The following is a 16,649-nucleotide window of genomic DNA, read 5'->3' on the forward strand; positions in this document are numbered from 1 at the left end:
ACCCACGGGAGCGAGCAGGGAGGGGATACAGCGCCGCATGAGACTCAAACATGTTCGGCACTCGGCCCACAGGCCAACGCCTCACCCAAATCATTATACGTGTAGAGTGCATAGTGTGCATTACGGTGAAACGGAAGACAATCACCATCCGGGAGGACCAAGACGAGTGGATTGAGGACCAACACCTCAACCTCTCGTCGTTCGTCCGCGAGCAATTGGACGAACTAATTGAGGAACGAGAGTAACGGATGTATTACGCCTACAAGTACCGTCTCAAGCCGTCCGACTCCCACCATGAGGAGTTGGACCGCCACCGAGACATTTGTAGGCAACTCTACAACCACACGCTCTACCGTCTCAACGAGTACCAAGACGAACACGGCGAACTGCCGTCCATGACCACCCTGCGGTCGGAACTCCCCGACCTCAAGCAGTGGTGGGACGACCTCGACGACGTGTACTCGAAGGTTCTCCAAACCGTCGTCGAACGGCTGTTCGACAACCTCAAAGGCCTCTCCAAGCTCAAGGAGAACGGCTACAGCGTCGGCCAACTCAAATGGAAGCCGCCACGAGAGTTCCGCAGTTTCACGTACAGTCAGTCTGGCTTCAAGCTCGACAAGAAGGGCGGTCAGACTGTCCTGTCGCTCTCGAAACTTGCGGACATACCGATTCGGCTCCACCGCGCCATCCCCGACGACGCCAAACTCAAACAGGTCACGATCAAGAAGGAACCGACGGGCGAGTGGTTCGCCACCTTCGGGGTCAAATGGACCGTGAACCACCCGAACCGCCTGAGAACCCCGAGAAGTGCGTCGGTATCGACGTTGGGATTCTCACGTACGCACACGACACCGACGGCGCGGCGGTCGGGTCGCTCGACCTCTCAGACGAATGTGACCGCTTGGAACGCGAGCAACGGAAACTCTCGCGCAAACAGCACGGGTCGAACAACTACGAGAAGCAACGGCGGCGCGTCGCGGAGTGTCACGCCGACCTCCGACGGAAGCGCCGCGACTTCCTGCACAAGCTCTCGGCGTACTATGCTCGGGAGTACGACTTCGTGGCGGTCGAAGACTTGAACGTGAAGGGGATGCTCGAATCACCGTCGAACAGTCGCAACACCGCGTCTGCCGCGTGGCGAACGTTCCTCTCGCTGCTCGAATACAAGTGCGACCGCGAAGGCACGCACTTCGTAGCGGTGGACCCGAGAGGGACGACCAAAGAGTGCGCGGCGTGCGGCGTCTCGACGGAGAAGCCGCTCTGGGTCCGTGAACACTCCTGTCCTGCCTGCGGGTTTGAGGCTGACAGGGACGCGAACGCGGCGTGGAACATCCTTTCTCGCGGTCTCGAAGTTGTAGGAGTGGGACACTCCAAATCAACGCCTGTGGAGACTGCGCTCCCTGTGGATACGCCTGTATCTGCAAAGCGCGTCATAGAAGCAGGAAGCCCTACCCTCAAGGAGCGAACGGCGTCAGTCCTGATCGAGTAAGAGCGGGTAGTTCAGGGGGCGGCTGTGCTGGCGCTCCCGTTCGACCCTGCAAAGGGGATGTCGATTTCGAGGCCATCATAGGCCAGCTTCGGCTGCTTCGCTTGGCCGGTGTCACTGTGTTCGAACGTGATGACGCCGATATCTTCGAGTTCAGAGAGGTTTTGATGAACTTGTTTGTAGTCTCGGTCCACCAGTTCGGCGGCTTCGCTGATGCTCTCTGGGTCGTGCTCGGAGATTGTCTCCAACAGCTCTAGGTTCTTCGGGCTGAGGAGTCGACTCAGTTCAGTATACGACTCGAAATTCAGTACCGGCTGGGCGTCGTCGAGATCTTCGCCCTCTTGGGCAGCCTTGATTCGACTACGCGTGCGCTGATCGAGGCGGTCGCGTTTGCCGACGGTAACTTTGAGTGTGGGCATGGTGTGTCCCTCTTGGATGCGTCCTACTCCGGCCAGTCCCATGAGACAGGCGACAGCTCCTCGGTCTCGCGCTTGAAGCGGTCGTAGAGCGCCAGCATTCCGGGGAAGTCAATGATTTCAACGGTATCCTGGGTGTGGCGCTCGTGGCCTTTCGTCCGTTCATGGGCGTTGTCGTAGCGGAGGATTGTGTCGCCGCCGACGTCCCCGAGATGTAGGCCGTAGTCCCACCCGCTCGGGTACTGCTTGTCCTCCGTTTGTCGGATGGTGATATCGATGACGGAGCCGTCTTTGACATCTCGCCAGTCTTCGATGGTTGTGTAGGACGCCATCCGCCACCATATGTTATCACCTCCATACACATAGGCCTGTGGACCAGATACAATGATTCGGGAGTTGGAAAGCTATTGGCTCGTGGATTGTGTCGTGAATGTCGGCTCCCTCCCCGGCCGACTCGCGTCGCACGTCCGACCAGTCGGAAGCCCTCACTCGTTGAGCCGGGGGCTCCGCCTCGAAAACTGGTAAGCTAGCGGACGAGTAGTCTCGGTAGCTGCTGGTATTCCGGTCTTAACCAACACTAGTGAGGGAGTGGTGGATGGTGTTGGTTAAGACCGGAGACGGAACAGTTCTTGATTCGTCGCTGCTGTTCTTCTCCCCCCACCCCACTGTGTCGAGTGTTCTTCGGATGGCCCCGTTGTCGGTTCTGTTCGTGCCTCGCTTGCTTGTCGGTTCTCCCACCCCACTGCGTCGAATGTTCCTCGACGGAACCAGCTCTGTATCTATCCAATCAGTACTCCGTTATTGGTTCAGGTGACGAGACACACCACCGTTGCAACTGAAGCGTGTCCCACTAGTGTTTCTTTTGAGAGAGTGGAGTCTCATCGAAGAGAGACACACCACCGTTGCAACTGAAGCGTGTCCCACTAGTGTTTCTTTTGAGAGAGTGGAGTCTCGTCGAAGAGAGACACACCACCGTTGCAACTGAAGCGTGTCCCACTAGTGTTTCTTTTGAGAGAGTGGAGTCTCGTCGAAGAGAGACACACCACCGTTGCAACTGAAGCGTGTCCCACTAGTGTTTCTTTTGAGAGAGTGGAGTCTCGTCGAAGAGAGACACACCACCGTTGCAACTGAAACAGGATAGCTGAGACTGCAGCATTGACATCCTCCCCGCCCTGAAGGGCGAGGATTCCCGACCGCGTTGGGATATTATGGTTTACGACGTAGCCTGTTCTTGAGGTACGAACGCACCAGTTTCATTGTCAAACAGGAACGTCGATGGCTGTGCCAACCAGCCGTTACTCCTATCACCGCCATCCGTGACGGGACTCGGAGATACGTTCTGTCGAATGTTCTCAGCACCGTTCACGTCCGCGTTCGCCACCGTATCACACGAATCGCAGACGTACAGCCCACGCTCAACACGGTTCGCCTCACGCGTCCGACCACAGCACGAACACGACTTCGACGTATCCCGCTCAGATACTTCTTCAACCGAGATGCCTTCCATCTCGGCCTTGTATTCGAGGAGGTCGGTGAAACGGTCGAATGCCCACGAGTGCAGGTCAAGGTTGCCGTGCTTGCCCCAGTTCTTCGACTCGCCGTTCTCCTCATCCTCACGGACACCGGATAGATCACCCACGGCAATCGTTTCAACCCCCTCGTCAACACATCGCTGGACGATGTGTTTTGAAAGGGTGTGGAAGTAGTGGGTACGGCGAGCCGACTTCTTCTCGTTCAGTCGCGTAGCCTGCTCGGAATCCGAATCGTCACACTGAGCGAGTCGCTTGCTGAAGTAGTAGTCGTCCTGCTTCAGGCAGTTCAGCGGATACAGTTCGCTGTGATCGTCTTCGTAGGCGAGTGCGGCGAAGTTGTTGATGCCGAGGTCAACACCCACTGTCTTCTCGCCGGGCGATTCGCTCACTTCGACTTCGACCTTGCAGACGAAGTGCAGTTCCCACTCGTCACCAGTCCAGGCGGATCTGACTTGTTGAACGTTCTCCACGGTGGAGAGGTCAACGTCGGGACGGATCTGGTACTCGCAGAGGACGAAGTCCGACCAGTATTCTTTCAGGTTCGACCCTTTACTGAGTCGGACGCGGTTGTACTGGGTGTCGAGCTTGAAGCCTTTCTGTTTGAACGTGACCGTACTTCGTGGGTGGTCGTCGCCGTGCTTGCGGTACTTCGGCGGATTCGCTCTCGTGTCTCCGTTGCGTCGTTTACCGTACCAGCCGTTGAACGCCTCAGCGAGTTCTTGAAGGACTCGCTGACTTGACTGCGAATGCAGGTCATCGTAGCGTTCGTGCGACTTGAGGTACGAGGTGAGTTCGGTGTGACTGGGAATGTGGCCTATCTCAGACCACACTCTGTCACAGACCCACCGTCCGACGTTCCAGAGTTTCGAGGCTGCGAACCCGAGCGAATCAAGGTCGTCGGACACCTGTTGCTGGTTCCGTATGGAAGCAGTGTAGGTTCGGGTGACGACCTGTTTCGCCATACGTAACCTATGTCGATAAGATTAGTTAATAGTGTGGATTGGCGTGGAATATCCGGCCCTGCTCTCGAACGTGGTTAGTGAAAGGTAGTGTCGGATTCATCCCCGCCCTGAAGGGCGGGGCTTTCTCCTCTCACTTCCGTAACGACATAGGGCCGATTAGTGGGTGGGGTTCGACATTCTTGCGTTTCACGCTCTATTGTTGGGTAGTAGGTTTTCAGCCAGAGGGGGATATGTCATATATTCACTTGTATTGGTGGTGTGTTGTTCTTCTAGTTCCTCACGTTTCGATTCACTTGCAACAGTGGTGTGTGGGTGTTCACTTGCATCAGGTGAAACGGTGGTTTTATTATCTTCTCTCGGGGTCTTGCTATTAATGCCTAGTTTCGAGCGCAAGCAGAACATCTTCGCAAACAAGGATGCGCTCGGCGAATCCTACCAGCCGAACAAGATCGAGGAACGTGATGAAGAGATCGAGAAGTACATGGACGCCCTCCAGCCAGTCATCGACGGCTGGGAACCAAACAATATCTTCGTCTACGGCAACACGGGCGTTGGGAAAACTGCAGTCACCGACTATCTGCTCGACCAACTCCAGACTGACGTCGAAGCCTACGACGATGTCACTCTCTCGGTCATCTATCTGAACTGCAAGACGCTCAGCTCATCCTACCAGGTTGCCGTCGAACTCGTGAACAAGCTTCGACGGCCCGGCGCCGAAATCAGTTCCACGGGATACCCCCAACAGTCCGTCTTCAAGAAACTCTACCAGGAGCTCGAAGCGCTCGGCGGAACGATTCTGATTGTTCTTGACGAGGTCGACGCGATTGGCGACCGCGACGATCTCCTCTACGAGCTGCCGCGCGCCCGCTCTCAAGGAAATCTTGAGGACGCGAAAGTCGGGATCATCGGTATCAGTAACGATTATAAATTCCAAGAACAGCTTGACCCACGCGTTCAGGACACACTCTGCGAGCGCGAACTCCAGTTCCCACCGTATGACGCGCTCGAACTCGCGAACATCCTCGACTCCCGAACGGATATTGCAATTGCTGACGACTCGCTGGCAGAGGGCGTGACCCAGCACTGTGCGGCGTTGGCCGCTCGCGACAGCGGGAGCGCCCGCCAAGCACTGGACTTGCTTCGGTTAGCCGGTGAACTCGCCGAGAATCAGGACGCGGATGCGATCTCGACGGACCACGTTGAAGCCGCCCGCTCCGAACTCGAACGCGAACGCGTTGAAGAGGGAATGCGCGAACTGACAACCCATGGTCGGCTTACACTGCTGGCGGTGGTCTCGAAGGCTGCGAAAGCGGACACGCCTAGTCGGACGCGCGCCATTTACGATGAGTATGCGTCGCTGTGCAAGTCAGCCGCGAACACTGACGATCCGCTCAAACAGCGCTCCGTCCACAACCACCTTTCCGATCTCCACATGCTTGGCATCCTCTCCAAATACGAGAACCGCAGCGGCTCCAGAGGCAACTACTACAGCTATGAGTTGGATGTCCCGTTCGAAAGTGCCGTTGACGCGATGGCCGACGTCCTCATGCTTGACGCCGAAATCGAGAAGATAGAGGGACTCGCGTCTCGGAACGGCGTGCTGTAGGGGTTGTGCGATGGATCTCTTTGTATTGCCGTGGATTCATGCTGTCCGGGTATCAGGGAAGGATGCAGGTTGACACACCACTACTGCAAGTGAAGTTGAGAGCTAGGGGTCGCTTATGGCGCGCTGCGGGAGTGTTCTGAGTAAGGTTGGTTCCGTACTGTCGTTCGCGACTCCCTGCTACCAGGTGAGCCCCTCGTACGTAAGGCCATCACGGCGCTCGATAATACGTCGGCCGTCGACGACGACTGGTGTTTCCATGGCATCGAACTCCTCGTCGAGTACAGCGAACTCGTCCCAGTCAGTACAGACGACGCACGCGCTTGCGCCCGCAAGTGCGTCCTGTGGTGTGTCAGTATACTCGATGTCTGGGAAGTGCGTGCGCATGTTCTCGGCGGCGACTGGGTCGTAGGCAGCGACGTTTGCACCACGCTCTTGAAGGCCATTGATAACGGGGATCGCCCTGGAGTCCCGGACGTCGTCAGTGCCGGGCTTGAACGCGAGCCCAAGCACGGCGACGCGCTCGCTCTCGACGTTGACGTGGTCGTCGAGTAGCGAGAGGAGGCGTTCGGGTTGGCGGTCGTTGACCGCCACGGCCGCTTCGAGCATCGCCGGCTCGTAGCCCGTCTCTTTGGCCGCGTTGATGATGGCGTTCGTGTCTTTCCCGAAGCAGCTACCACCCCAGCCAAGGCCGCTACGCAGGAAGCGCTCGCCAATACGGTCGTCGAGCCCGATCGCGTCAGCAACCTCGTAGGCGTCGACGCCGAACTCCTTGCAGATATTCCCGATGTCGTTGATGAGGCTGACTTTCGACGCGAGGAAGGCGTTGTTCGCGTACTTGATCATCTCCGCTTCCTCGACACCAGTCTCAACGACAGTCGCGTTGGATGCCTCGATGAGGGGCTCGAAGATCTCGTGGAGGGTGCTGATGGCGGTCTCGCTGTCGCTGCCGAAGACGACCTTATCCGGGTTTTGGAAGTCCTCGACGGCTGTGCCCTCGCGGAGGAACTCCGGGTTCATCGCGACGTGGAGATTCTCGCCGAGCTGCTTGCCGGAGGCATCTGTGAGAATCGGCGCGAGTGTCTCCGTGGTCGTCGTTGGGATGACTGTGCTCTTCGTGACGACAACGTGGTCACCATCCTTCCCACGAAGAGTGTTCCCGAGCGTTTCGGCTGCTGTTTCGATAATTGACGTGTCGATGCTGCCGTCCTCTTTGGAGGGTGTTGGGAGCGCGAGGAACGTGACGTCCGTCTCAAGGACATCCTCGTAGTCTGTGGTTGCCGTGAGTGTGTCGTCACCATGGGTCGCAAGTAGGTCGTCGAGCCCAGGTTCGTGAATCGGTGACTGCCCGGCGTTGATCGTGTCGACGATGTCTTGGTCAATGTCGACGTTGACGACGTCGTGGCCCATGTCGGCGAAACACGCGGCAACCGTCGTGCCGACGTAGCCGCTGCCAACGATACTCACTCGCATTACCTATCGGTTTGTGGGACGCTGCTTCAGGGTTTGGTTCAACAAGTCAACAGACCTATGACCATGTGCGGCTATCCTTCGGACAATATGAAAGCGGTCGTGCTAGCCGCCGGTGAGGGCACACGCCTCCGGCCACTTACCGAGGACAAGCCCAAGGGCATGGTTGAGGTCAACGGGAAGCCGATTCTCACGCACTGCTTCGAGCAGCTTGTGGGGCTCGGTGCGGATGGACTCGTCGTGGTCGTCGGCTACCGGAAGCAGGACATTATCGAGCACTACGGCGACGAATTCGAGGGCATTCCGATCACGTATGCCCATCAGCGCGAACAGAAGGGGTTGGCGCACGCACTCCTGAAAGTCGAGGAGTACATTGATGATGACTTCATGCTGATGCTTGGCGACAACATCTTCCAGGCGAACCTCGAGGACGTGGTGCGTCGCCAGCAGGAGGACCGGGCTGACGCGGCATTCCTCGTCGAGGAAGTCGACTGGGAGGAAGCGAGTCGATATGGCGTGTGTGATACGAACCAGTACGGCGAAGTGACCGACGTTGTGGAAAAACCCGACGACCCACCGTCGAATCTCGTGATGACTGGCTTCTACACGTTCAGTCCGGCTATCTTTCATGCTTGTCACCTTGTGCAGCCTTCTAATCGTGGGGAATACGAGATTTCGGAGGCTATTGATCTGCTAATCCAGAGTGGCCGGACGATTGATGCGATTGGGCTGGATGGGTGGCGCGTTGACATCGGGTATCCAGAAGATCGGGAGGAAGCGGAAGCGCGGCTAGCTGAAGCAGAAGATGCGTGGCGTAATTCTAACTAGTGCTACTTTCCCCTCATAATATTGGGGTTTTGTACCTTAGTCTTATCTCGATAACGGACGCTTTATCAAGTAATTCGATATTTTCCATCTATTATATTTCCATTCCACACGCATAGCAAAATGCATACCATTATCTGGCAGTAGCTGTTGCGAATCCGATGCTTTGGGTTCCTTGTGCCGTGGAATCAGCGTAGAACAGATATAGAGTATCACCCTCAAACACGTGGTCAACAACGTGAAGGGATTCGTCATTCGTCCAGGACTGTTCAGCTGCCAGTACCAGTTTACCATCTGACACCCGATGATCCCGCTTCTCCCAGGGAAGCACGTAGATTCCCTCTGGACTATCATTAGGGCGGGCTCGGTCTTGGTAGAGGAGATAAATCTCCCCATTTAGGGGGAGCAAGTGCGGGCCGCCAATAAATCCAGACTTGTCCTGAACCTGCGAATTGTAGTACGCCGGATGAGACGAGATGGACCAGTTAATGCCGTCTGAACTTGTCCCAAAGCCGAAGCCGGGGGTGGAGTTGCTGGCATCTCGGCCTTGGTACACACCAATAAACTCGCCGCTATGGGTCTGCAGCACCTTCAGATAGCTCCGTTCATTTCCATCCCACCGGTCGCCTGGAAGATCGAAAATCCACGACGGTTGTGTTCTGAGCTCGGTACCTTTATCGAGATCCAGTTCGGCGACGGCAGTTGATTGCCCCTTATTCCCACGATGGCTATGATAGTAGAGTAGTATTCGGTCTGACGCTTGGTCCACGACTGGGTATGGACTGGAGATATGACCGTTGCCGAGAACATCATTTGCAGTAAATAATTGGTCATGCACCGTCCATGGCCCATTTAGATTAGGGGCTGTCGATAGCCAGATTCCTCCTCCATCGTGCCCGGCCCAGTAGAAATACCAGTTGTCGATCGGGTTTTTGATGTGGTTGCTGGCGTGCATAACTCCACCGAATCCAGCCTGGTCATGTGTTTCTGCTGATCCCGTTATTATCGGATTCGCCGAATTACGTGTCCAGTTAAGCGCAGTCAGAGAGGTCGGCTCTTCATGTCGAACAACAGATGGCGCCGTACCAAGACACCCCCCAACTATCCCGACTAAGCCTACTGAAATCAACTCCCTGCGGTGCATACATATCGTCCAGATTTGCTCGGGTCATAAAGGATTGGTAATCTCTCGTCCGGGTTACCGAACCTGTCCAACGTTAAGAACGTGCCAGCTTCAGTTTCTCCATTAATTTACGATGCGCCAGAGTTTCGAGGCTTTTAGATGGACAGAGGGTGTCATAGAAGTCTTCACACACTATAGTAGAGTTTCTGATTGTTATAGAGCATTACTAGCTTAGAAAGCCGTGCACTTGGTGCACGGTATGTTGAGATACTTAGAGAGTACCCTTTCGTTTCCGAATTATGATTTCTCTCACTCGCTCAGCGTGGTTTGACCCAGATTGGACGAACGCTGTGAGGATGGCCTCGACGATCTCGGAGCGGCTGGCTCCGAGATCGTCACACTCAGCGACCAGTTCGTCCACTTCTCGCACAATTTCCTCGTCAACAGCGACTCCGAATTTCTCTTTCGCCATAGCTACGACAAGCTAAAAATAGCGTGCACCAAGTGTACGGCGCTTTCAATTCGTTAGAGCTGATTCAGCAAACCATGAGAACTCTTCTATGACACCCTCTGGACAAGTTGGTGCAGAAACGCTCCCATAGCGTGATGATTAGGTTTGTAACATTGTTTCCTCGATGCTGCTGCTGGTGTTGTTCGCGTTCGCGACTACCACGGGACGGGCGCGGCACTTGCGCTGGCGGGCTTGCTCGCCGCTCTCACCGGCGTTTGCTGGCCAGGCGGCATCTGGGCCGCCTATCCGCTCCGGTGGCGTCTCATCGCGCTGCTGGCATCTACATAGGGCTCAATGTGGTGGCTGAATACACCTTCGACATCTGGACTCCGTTGGACGCGGGTTTCAATAAGGTCGCGCACCTGCTCCCCCGACTGTTATCCCCGTCGCGGAACCTCCTGGTTCTGGGACAGACTCTGGAGTCGTATATGTGATTCCGTTACTCATAAGCGGCGCTCCCAATTAGCGTGAGGTAATGGCTTGGAGCCGGATTATGCAATATTCTACTTATGTGATGATTGTCCTTGCAACACTAGGTGCAACACTCCCCAGCGTACATATAGCTGGCATTTACATCACTCCCTACCGACTACTTCTCATTCCATACCTTCTTCTGGCTATATTTTGGACGATGAAACAGCACCAAATTCAACTTGTTCGCGGAACTTCTCTACTAGTCATTTTCCTTTTAATAGCCATCTCAAGCGTTACGTGGTCGATTTATCCGAACCTCACTCTTCGAGATGCAGCGCAATTGGGCACAGGTGCCGTTCTTGCAGTTGCTCTCTCATTCATTCTTATAGACCGAAAGTCCATCCACAGATCGCTTATTGTTCTCTCCCTTCTCGGAGTCGCTGCGCTTGTAATATCAATTCCTGAGGTATTAACTGGAAATAACCTTCCCACATCAAAATACGCAGGACGCACTATTGACGGAAATATTGGTTACCTCGCTACTGCTTGGCATTTCAATATTAATGACCTCTCAATGTTTCTCTTACTAACAATTGCCTATCCAATGGCGACTATATTCTCTAAGAATATCTCGTCCCAAACTAAAAGAAACTCTCTGATTTTTACGGTCGCCATCATCGGATTGGTTTTCAACAACGGCTCACGTGCCGCGTTGATATCTGTGGCTATTATGATTGCTGTCGTTGCAATTCTAAGCTATGTTTCACACAGAGATGCTGTTCCTGATTGGATTTCCTTCCGGCCAATAATGGCGCTATTTTCGCTTCTAACCTACGCTCTCGGAGTTGTCTTACTGGCTCTCCCAAATCCGATACCAGCTAAATCAAGTTCGATATTTGCTCGATGGGAGCTGTACGAAGCAGAATTCAGTATTGGTACATCAAGCATTATTGGAGTTGGGTTAGGTAGTTCTTCACGCTTGATACAAGAACGTAAATTAACTCCAAATGAGGTGGGTGATCCTCATTCATGGTTTGGAGTTGCTTTTACTGAGTTAGGGATTGCTGGACTGCTTGTCCTCCTTGCTCTATTTGCGTACTTAATCTCTAATTCAATCCGAGCTTCGTTAAGAACCAAAGACCCTGCGGTAATTGCGATCGCCGCCTGGGCGTTTGCCCTCCCGCTAAGTACCCTCGGGCCAAGTAATGCTCTATATCTTGAATCAACCTGGGTGGGTATAGGGATTATAATATCAGCTATCAAATTATCATTTGCTCATACGCATCCATCGGCCTGAAGAGTTACTACTGCACGAATATATCACCTTTTAGCCACTAAAATAACCCACTAGTAGTGTTGTACAACAGGTAAAAGAGATAGCCTCGGCTCGAATGATTTCGTTGTCGAACTTATGGAATATTCGACAATCTCGGCCGGGTTTAAGCACGAAACGACGTGGAATGGGTCAAGTCCGTACATCTGAGATAATTCAACGAGGGTCGTGAGTCCGAACAAGGACTGTCGGAGCGTCTTGGCAGTCGCGTACAGGACGTTGGCTGCAGTCGTCGCCGAAAGCGCAAAGACCAGCGTTCGGAATCGCATCGTGGCCAGCACACCAAACGCGAAGAGCAGCAGATGCTGAACGAGGTCCACGGCGAACGTCATCGCGGCCGCTATTGAGACTCCGTTGCCGACGATAGCCGAGAGGACAGTCCAGCCGACGAGACCGATTAACACCAGTAGTACGTACAACGACCAGTGGAGCCGGAGTTCCTGTTGCCGAATAGCGAGTACAGTGAGTGCCGCCACGAGTGGTAGGTCGTAGAGCCAGAAATCGAACTCGATGCCGTACGGACCTCCTCGAAAAGGGACGCTCGCCTTCATAACTGCAAAAACGAGTACTGCGGCGGTCACCCCCGACCTCTATTTCTCGTCGAATGGTGACAAGTCCAGCGTAGAGAACGCCGACGATTGGGGTCGTATCCGTACCCAAGGCTATTATCGGATTATGACGAACAGTAATCCGAGTAGCAGTCCAACGTGCCCCACTAACCGGGCGTTCACGGTGCCCCTGTTGTTCACTCGTTCAGTCATCGCATCGTACCCTTGCGGTCGGCCAGAAGCTCGAATCGATATTCACGCATACCCAAGTCGTTCTAGTTGTTCTTTGACATCGTCCGATACTGCTTTGGTTTCGTCGGCGACGCTCCGTTCGGGAACGGATTTCGATAGCTCGTCCATCCGACTTCGCGGGTCGTCTACTCTCGCGGTCCCCTGTTCTTCGAACCCTTCGACAGTTTCAAATCCGTAGTAGTCCGACGGAACCGCGATAGCGTTCAACCGCACGTCGTATTCGTCGATTTCGACCTCTGAGAACCCTCGCTCGGCTAGTATCTCTCGTCTGCTCTCACGTAGGCCGCGATACTCGACGAGGCAAGGTCGGCTCTCCACATCCCCGAGTAGGTTTTGTCCCCGCGACGGTGCGTCGATTCCGACTAGATGCTGAACCGTCTCGTGAACGTCAAGGACGCTGACCGTCTCGTCTCTGCGCTCGTCGTCGATTCCGTCTCCCGAAATCACTATTGGGACGTGCGTCAGTTCGGGATATACGCCGTGCCAGTGCTGGCGAGCGCCGTGTTCGCCGAAAAGCTCTCCGTGGTCGGCAAGCGTAACGACGTAATCGAAGTCCTCTCGAAGATCCACGAACAGCCCCTGATACCCGTCGGAGAGGTATCGCACGCAGTCGTCGTACGCTCGTTTCTGCCGGCTGAAATCTACGTCACCACCCAACAGCGTTTCCGCTCCCTTGGGGGCGTATCGGTCGCACTCCACCGTCGCGTAGGACTCGGGCGGATTGTATGGTCCGTGTGCCTGCATCAAGTTTACGAAGAGAAACTCATCGGTCCCGAAATCCGTTTCCTGAATTCGAGTTTCGGCTTCACTGAGTCCGTCGAAGGAATTTTGCTTCATCTTCCATCCGACTTCGAGGGATGGTACCGTATCAGCATCTCCGAAGAAGCATCGTAAAACGGCTCGAGCGTCGCGTAAAACGCCGTTCTGAGGGATATCTCGAAGGGCTTTGCTCCAGTTGAAAATATTCGAGTTTATCTGTACTGCGCGTCCGATAGACCTGAAGGATTCGAACCCTCTGTCGAAGTCGTTCAGCGACGAGAGTAAAAGATTCTCGCTCAAGGCTCGCGTCGTGTATCCCTGTTCTCGTAACCGCTCGGCCAGAACTGGGTCCGAGCAATCTAACCGTTCGCTCTTGGCGTGAACGCCGGCCTCGCTGGGGTACTTTCCAGTAAAGAGGGACGCGTGGACAGGAACGGTATAGTGAGATGGTGCCCACGCATTATCGAACCGAATTCCCGGAAGCCAGTCGAAATGTGCGTCGAACTTGTCCTTCCGTAATGTGTCAAGTACGACGACCGCGACGTTAGTCATTAGTGGGCACCATCGGCCAAGGTGTATTTTTCTCTATCGACTTCAATATTCTTGCTCATCAAGCGACTCTCCGATAAATCTTCTCTAACTCTTGGTTCAACTGTCTCGTGTCGAAGTTCTCCTTCACGAACCCGCGTCCAGCCTGTCCCATCTCCACCCATCGATCTCGGTTCCGGACGACCTCCGCTAGTCGGTCGGCGAGCGCCTCGGCATCGCCGGGTGGAGCTAGATATCCGGCCGAACCGGCGTTCGTCGCCTCCGGAATTCCACCTGCTGTCGTACTAACGAAGGGTAAACCGGTCGCCTGAGCTTCGAGTAGCACCTTCCCGAACCCCTCCCTGATACTCGGGAGCATGAAGACGTGTGCTTTCCCGAGCTCCTTCACTATCTCTTCGGTGGTCTTCTGTCCCAAAAACTGCACGACGTTTTCGAGCCCGAGTTCCTCTGTCTGCGCTTTCAGCTCACGCTCTTTATCGCCGGACCCCACGATTCGATACTCGAACGACTGGTTCGGGAATCGGTCAACCACGTCCGCGACCGCTCGAAGCCCGTACGGATACCCCTTCTCTTCTACCAGTCGGCCGATGGTAAGGAGAGAGACGTCGTTCGCGTCGGTCGGGTCAGAACCGTCCCACCGGTACGGGAATTTTTCGATATCAAGACCAACCGGATGTCGGGTGAGGTCGGCTCGGTCCGCACCGAGTTCGACTAACTTCTCCAAATTGTACCCCGAGTTTACGAGGATTGCGTCCGCACGCTTGAACACGGGGTCATAGAGGTCTCGTTTCTCGTTCAACGCAAGGTGTATATCCGACCCGTGGAACGAGACAACCAATCGCTGCACTTCACCGAGTCGTTTCAGGAGCGCCCCCAGGTTTCCGTTCGGGCCGAAGTGGCAGTGAAGCACGTCCGGATCTCCATCGGGAAATGACGTACTCGCGTGGAGAAGTTGAAGTGAAAGCGCATCCCGACCGAACTCGAAAACGTTCATCGACTCGAATACCTTCCTCGGCTCTCGCCATCCCTTCGTGGCGAGGAGCCGAGTCGCCGACGGGAGACGCTGTAACTTACTCACCGGCGTGGCCGAGTAGGACGTCTTTCCGAGAAGGTCGTACTCGTCCACGACGGCGTGAGTCTGTCCCTCGTCGGGGTGGAAGCGGGCGAAGATATCGACCTCGTGGCCTGCTTCAATCATGCCCGTCACTTGGTCCAGAACGAACGTCTCCGAAATCTTCGGAAACTGACTAACGACGAACCGAATGTGCATTCATACGGTACTCTCCGAACTCAGTCCTTTTTAGCGGTTGGATTTTTGATCCTGAAATCATCCGACCGGAAGAACGTCCTCAAAGAACTCCACGTCCTCCTGCTCGATGCCAAGAACGTAAAGCACCGCGACGAAGAATACGCCACCAATGGAAGTTCCGACGACCGGGAGCAGATAGCCGCCAAGGAGGACTTTCGCGGCCTCCATCGTACTCCCGGCGACCACGCCCGCGATAACAGGCTTGACGAATGCCTTCGTGTATGGCGTCAGTCGCTCGGTGTGCCATAGTTCTACCACGCGAGTGACGTTGAGGAGCGCGAAGATGGACGCGGTGGCGACTGCTGCCCCGATAAGTCCGTATTCGCTCAATAGAACGTAGTTGAGTACGATGTTCAGCGGACCGAAAATCCACTGATTCACCATAGACAAGTACTGGTGCTCGGTCATCATCAGTAGATGGCCACTCGGTCCCACAGCCGCGTTTACCAACTGCGAGACCGAGAACAGAACCAGAACCGACGCTCCAGCCGTGAAATCACTCCCGAATATCTGCAGGACGGTTTCGGCGTACGCTATGACCGCTAGTCCGGGCAATAGCGCGATGGTGAACATCCATCTCGTCACCCTGCTGTACAACGACGAGATCTCGTCCATCTTCCCGCCACTGTATAGTTCCGAGATAACTGGCGGGAAGAGTTGTCCGAACGCGCCGAGCGGAAGCGAGATGAGTCGTGAGACAAGGACCGCGACGTTGTAAATACCGACCGCGGAGCTCGGGAGAAAGAGACCGACCATCAGGATGTCCGCACGGCTGTACATGACCGATCCCGCCTTGTTGAAGGCAATCGGCAACGAGAAGTTGTAGAACTCCGAAACCTCCTCCCTCGCTCCCGTGAGTGTCGGCTTGAAGGTGGTCCGACGAAGAAACAGAGCGATCCCGACCAGTGCTGCAGCGACGCCACTCAGGACGAACGCGATGACAACTTCAGTCAGTGTTCCAAGGAGAACCGCGGCCCCGCCAACCACAACGAGTTGAAACCCCGGCCGACAGATACTGGACAGTAGCACTTGGTACTCGGGTAAATTGATACTCCGGAAGACGGTAGCAATGACCTGAACGAAGATTAACAGCGGGACTGCAAACATCATCGCCCGGAGCGTTGTCGTAAGCGCCGTTTCTCCCAGCGTCCACTCCGTGATGACCGGGCTAAAGTAAAAGATGACTCCGGCCAGGACGAGACTACAAACGAGAACGGTCGAGAACGCGAGTCCGAGAATCTGGTTCTGCTTCGCGTCGTCGTCCTGATTCGCCGGGACGAATCTGAGTATCGCGTTCATCGCGCCCAAGTCCGCAAACGTCAGGAGGATAGTGAGTATACTCTTGGCGTACGTGAACACTCCGTACGCACTCACGCCGATTCCGTTCGTCAATATCGCGTTGAGGACGAAGAGCGATCCTTTGTTGAATCCTTTCCCGGTGACAAATATAAGAGCCCCACGAGATATCCGACCGAAGAGCGACGACTCGCGCTCGGCTTCATCCGACATAGAGATGACTCAATCCGCCAATCGATATATGACTTCTGTATGTGTTTA

General features: G+C 55.0%; 12 protein-coding genes and 1 pseudogene. 4 read left to right on the top strand and 9 right to left on the bottom strand.

Annotated elements, in window-relative coordinates; all coding sequences use genetic code 11:
• The first annotated feature begins 248 nt into the window (after positions 1 to 248).
• Positions 249 to 1,489, top strand: a pseudogene (locus ACOZ32_RS05100) (RNA-guided endonuclease InsQ/TnpB family protein).
• An 11-nt stretch (positions 1,490 to 1,500) separates the two neighbouring features.
• Here the strand turns inward: ACOZ32_RS05100 and ACOZ32_RS05105 are convergent.
• The 3 genes from ACOZ32_RS05105 to ACOZ32_RS05115 all read right to left on the bottom strand — a co-directional run bounded on the left by ACOZ32_RS05105 (position 1,501) and on the right by ACOZ32_RS05115 (position 4,396).
• Positions 1,501 to 1,905, bottom strand: coding sequence for a transcriptional regulator (locus ACOZ32_RS05105; RefSeq protein ID WP_012289078.1), 405 nt, complete (start codon positions 1,903 to 1,905; stop codon positions 1,501 to 1,503).
• 23 nt (positions 1,906 to 1,928) lie between these two features.
• Positions 1,929 to 2,234 (bottom strand): toxin-antitoxin system TumE family protein, encoded by a 306-nt coding sequence (locus tag ACOZ32_RS05110; protein WP_424335013.1) that lies wholly within the window; start codon positions 2,232 to 2,234, stop codon positions 1,929 to 1,931.
• 881 nt (positions 2,235 to 3,115) lie between these two features.
• Positions 3,116 to 4,396, bottom strand: coding sequence for an RNA-guided endonuclease InsQ/TnpB family protein (locus tag ACOZ32_RS05115; RefSeq protein ID WP_424335014.1), 1,281 nt, complete (start codon positions 4,394 to 4,396; stop codon positions 3,116 to 3,118).
• Between the two features lie 373 nt (positions 4,397 to 4,769).
• On the opposite strand from ACOZ32_RS05115, the gene ACOZ32_RS05120 reads away from it, so the two are divergent.
• Positions 4,770 to 6,002, top strand: coding sequence for an orc1/cdc6 family replication initiation protein (locus ACOZ32_RS05120; protein WP_424335015.1), 1,233 nt, complete (start codon positions 4,770 to 4,772; stop codon positions 6,000 to 6,002).
• A 177-nt stretch (positions 6,003 to 6,179) separates the two neighbouring features.
• Here ACOZ32_RS05120 and aglM read toward each other — a convergent pair whose 3' ends face one another.
• A complete protein-coding gene (gene aglM, locus ACOZ32_RS05125; RefSeq protein WP_424335016.1) occupies positions 6,180 to 7,472 on the bottom strand; it encodes a UDP-glucose 6-dehydrogenase AglM in 1,293 nt (430 codons plus the stop codon).
• An 87-nt stretch (positions 7,473 to 7,559) separates the two neighbouring features.
• On the opposite strand from aglM, the gene aglF reads away from it, so the two are divergent.
• Positions 7,560 to 8,297 (top strand): UTP--glucose-1-phosphate uridylyltransferase AglF, encoded by a 738-nt coding sequence (gene aglF, locus ACOZ32_RS05130; protein ID WP_424335017.1) that lies wholly within the window; start codon positions 7,560 to 7,562, stop codon positions 8,295 to 8,297.
• 130 nt (positions 8,298 to 8,427) lie between these two features.
• On the opposite strand, the gene ACOZ32_RS05135 is transcribed toward aglF, so the two are convergent.
• Entirely contained in the window at positions 8,428 to 9,249 is an 822-nt protein-coding gene (locus ACOZ32_RS05135) for a hypothetical protein (protein ID WP_424335018.1), read from the bottom strand.
• A gap of 1,154 nt (positions 9,250 to 10,403) precedes the next feature.
• Between ACOZ32_RS05135 and ACOZ32_RS05140 the strand changes: the two genes are divergently transcribed.
• Positions 10,404 to 11,639 (top strand): O-antigen ligase family protein, encoded by a 1,236-nt coding sequence (locus ACOZ32_RS05140; protein ID WP_424335019.1) that lies wholly within the window; start codon positions 10,404 to 10,406, stop codon positions 11,637 to 11,639.
• A 50-nt stretch (positions 11,640 to 11,689) separates the two neighbouring features.
• On the opposite strand, the gene ACOZ32_RS05145 is transcribed toward ACOZ32_RS05140, so the two are convergent.
• From ACOZ32_RS05145 to ACOZ32_RS05160, 4 genes are all read right to left on the bottom strand, one after another.
• Positions 11,690 to 12,226, bottom strand: a complete 537-nt coding sequence (locus ACOZ32_RS05145; protein ID WP_424335020.1) for a hypothetical protein — start codon at positions 12,224 to 12,226, stop codon at positions 11,690 to 11,692.
• A gap of 252 nt (positions 12,227 to 12,478) precedes the next feature.
• A complete protein-coding gene (locus tag ACOZ32_RS05150) occupies positions 12,479 to 13,786 on the bottom strand; it encodes a sulfatase-like hydrolase/transferase (protein WP_424335021.1) in 1,308 nt (435 codons plus the stop codon).
• A 58-nt stretch (positions 13,787 to 13,844) separates the two neighbouring features.
• Positions 13,845 to 15,053: a glycosyltransferase gene (locus ACOZ32_RS05155; RefSeq protein WP_424335022.1), complete on the bottom strand. Its 1,209-nt coding sequence runs from the start codon at positions 15,051 to 15,053 to the stop codon at positions 13,845 to 13,847.
• A 57-nt stretch (positions 15,054 to 15,110) separates the two neighbouring features.
• Complete coding sequence (locus ACOZ32_RS05160) at positions 15,111 to 16,601, bottom strand: oligosaccharide flippase family protein (protein ID WP_424335023.1); 1,491 nt, start codon at positions 16,599 to 16,601, stop codon at positions 15,111 to 15,113.
• Positions 16,602 to 16,649 lie beyond the last annotated feature (48 nt).

Origin of the sequence: Halobacterium sp. MBLA0001 (assembly GCF_049705385.1) — an archaeon.
GTDB lineage: Archaea > Halobacteriota > Halobacteria > Halobacteriales > Halobacteriaceae > Halobacterium > Halobacterium salinarum.

Bases quoted from the DNA above. Each gene is read 5' to 3' on its own strand.
- ACOZ32_RS05105 (WP_012289078.1), bottom strand. From the start codon at position 1,905: ATGCCCACACTCAAAGTTACCGTCGGCAAACGCGACCGCCTCGATCAG.
- ACOZ32_RS05110 (WP_424335013.1), bottom strand. From the start codon at position 2,234: ATGGCGTCCTACACAACCATCGAAGACTGGCGAGATGTCAAAGACGGC.
- ACOZ32_RS05115 (WP_424335014.1), bottom strand. From the start codon at position 4,396: ATGGCGAAACAGGTCGTCACCCGAACCTACACTGCTTCCATACGGAAC.
- ACOZ32_RS05120 (WP_424335015.1), top strand. From the start codon at position 4,770: ATGCCTAGTTTCGAGCGCAAGCAGAACATCTTCGCAAACAAGGATGCG.
- aglM (WP_424335016.1), bottom strand. From the start codon at position 7,472: ATGCGAGTGAGTATCGTTGGCAGCGGCTACGTCGGCACGACGGTTGCC.
- aglF (WP_424335017.1), top strand. From the start codon at position 7,560: ATGAAAGCGGTCGTGCTAGCCGCCGGTGAGGGCACACGCCTCCGGCCA.
- ACOZ32_RS05135 (WP_424335018.1), bottom strand. From the start codon at position 9,249: ATGCACGCCAGCAACCACATCAAAAACCCGATCGACAACTGGTATTTC.
- ACOZ32_RS05140 (WP_424335019.1), top strand. From the start codon at position 10,404: ATGGCTTGGAGCCGGATTATGCAATATTCTACTTATGTGATGATTGTC.
- ACOZ32_RS05145 (WP_424335020.1), bottom strand. From the start codon at position 12,226: ATGAAGGCGAGCGTCCCTTTTCGAGGAGGTCCGTACGGCATCGAGTTC.
- ACOZ32_RS05150 (WP_424335021.1), bottom strand. From the start codon at position 13,786: ATGACTAACGTCGCGGTCGTCGTACTTGACACATTACGGAAGGACAAG.
- ACOZ32_RS05155 (WP_424335022.1), bottom strand. From the start codon at position 15,053: ATGCACATTCGGTTCGTCGTTAGTCAGTTTCCGAAGATTTCGGAGACG.
- ACOZ32_RS05160 (WP_424335023.1), bottom strand. From the start codon at position 16,601: ATGTCGGATGAAGCCGAGCGCGAGTCGTCGCTCTTCGGTCGGATATCT.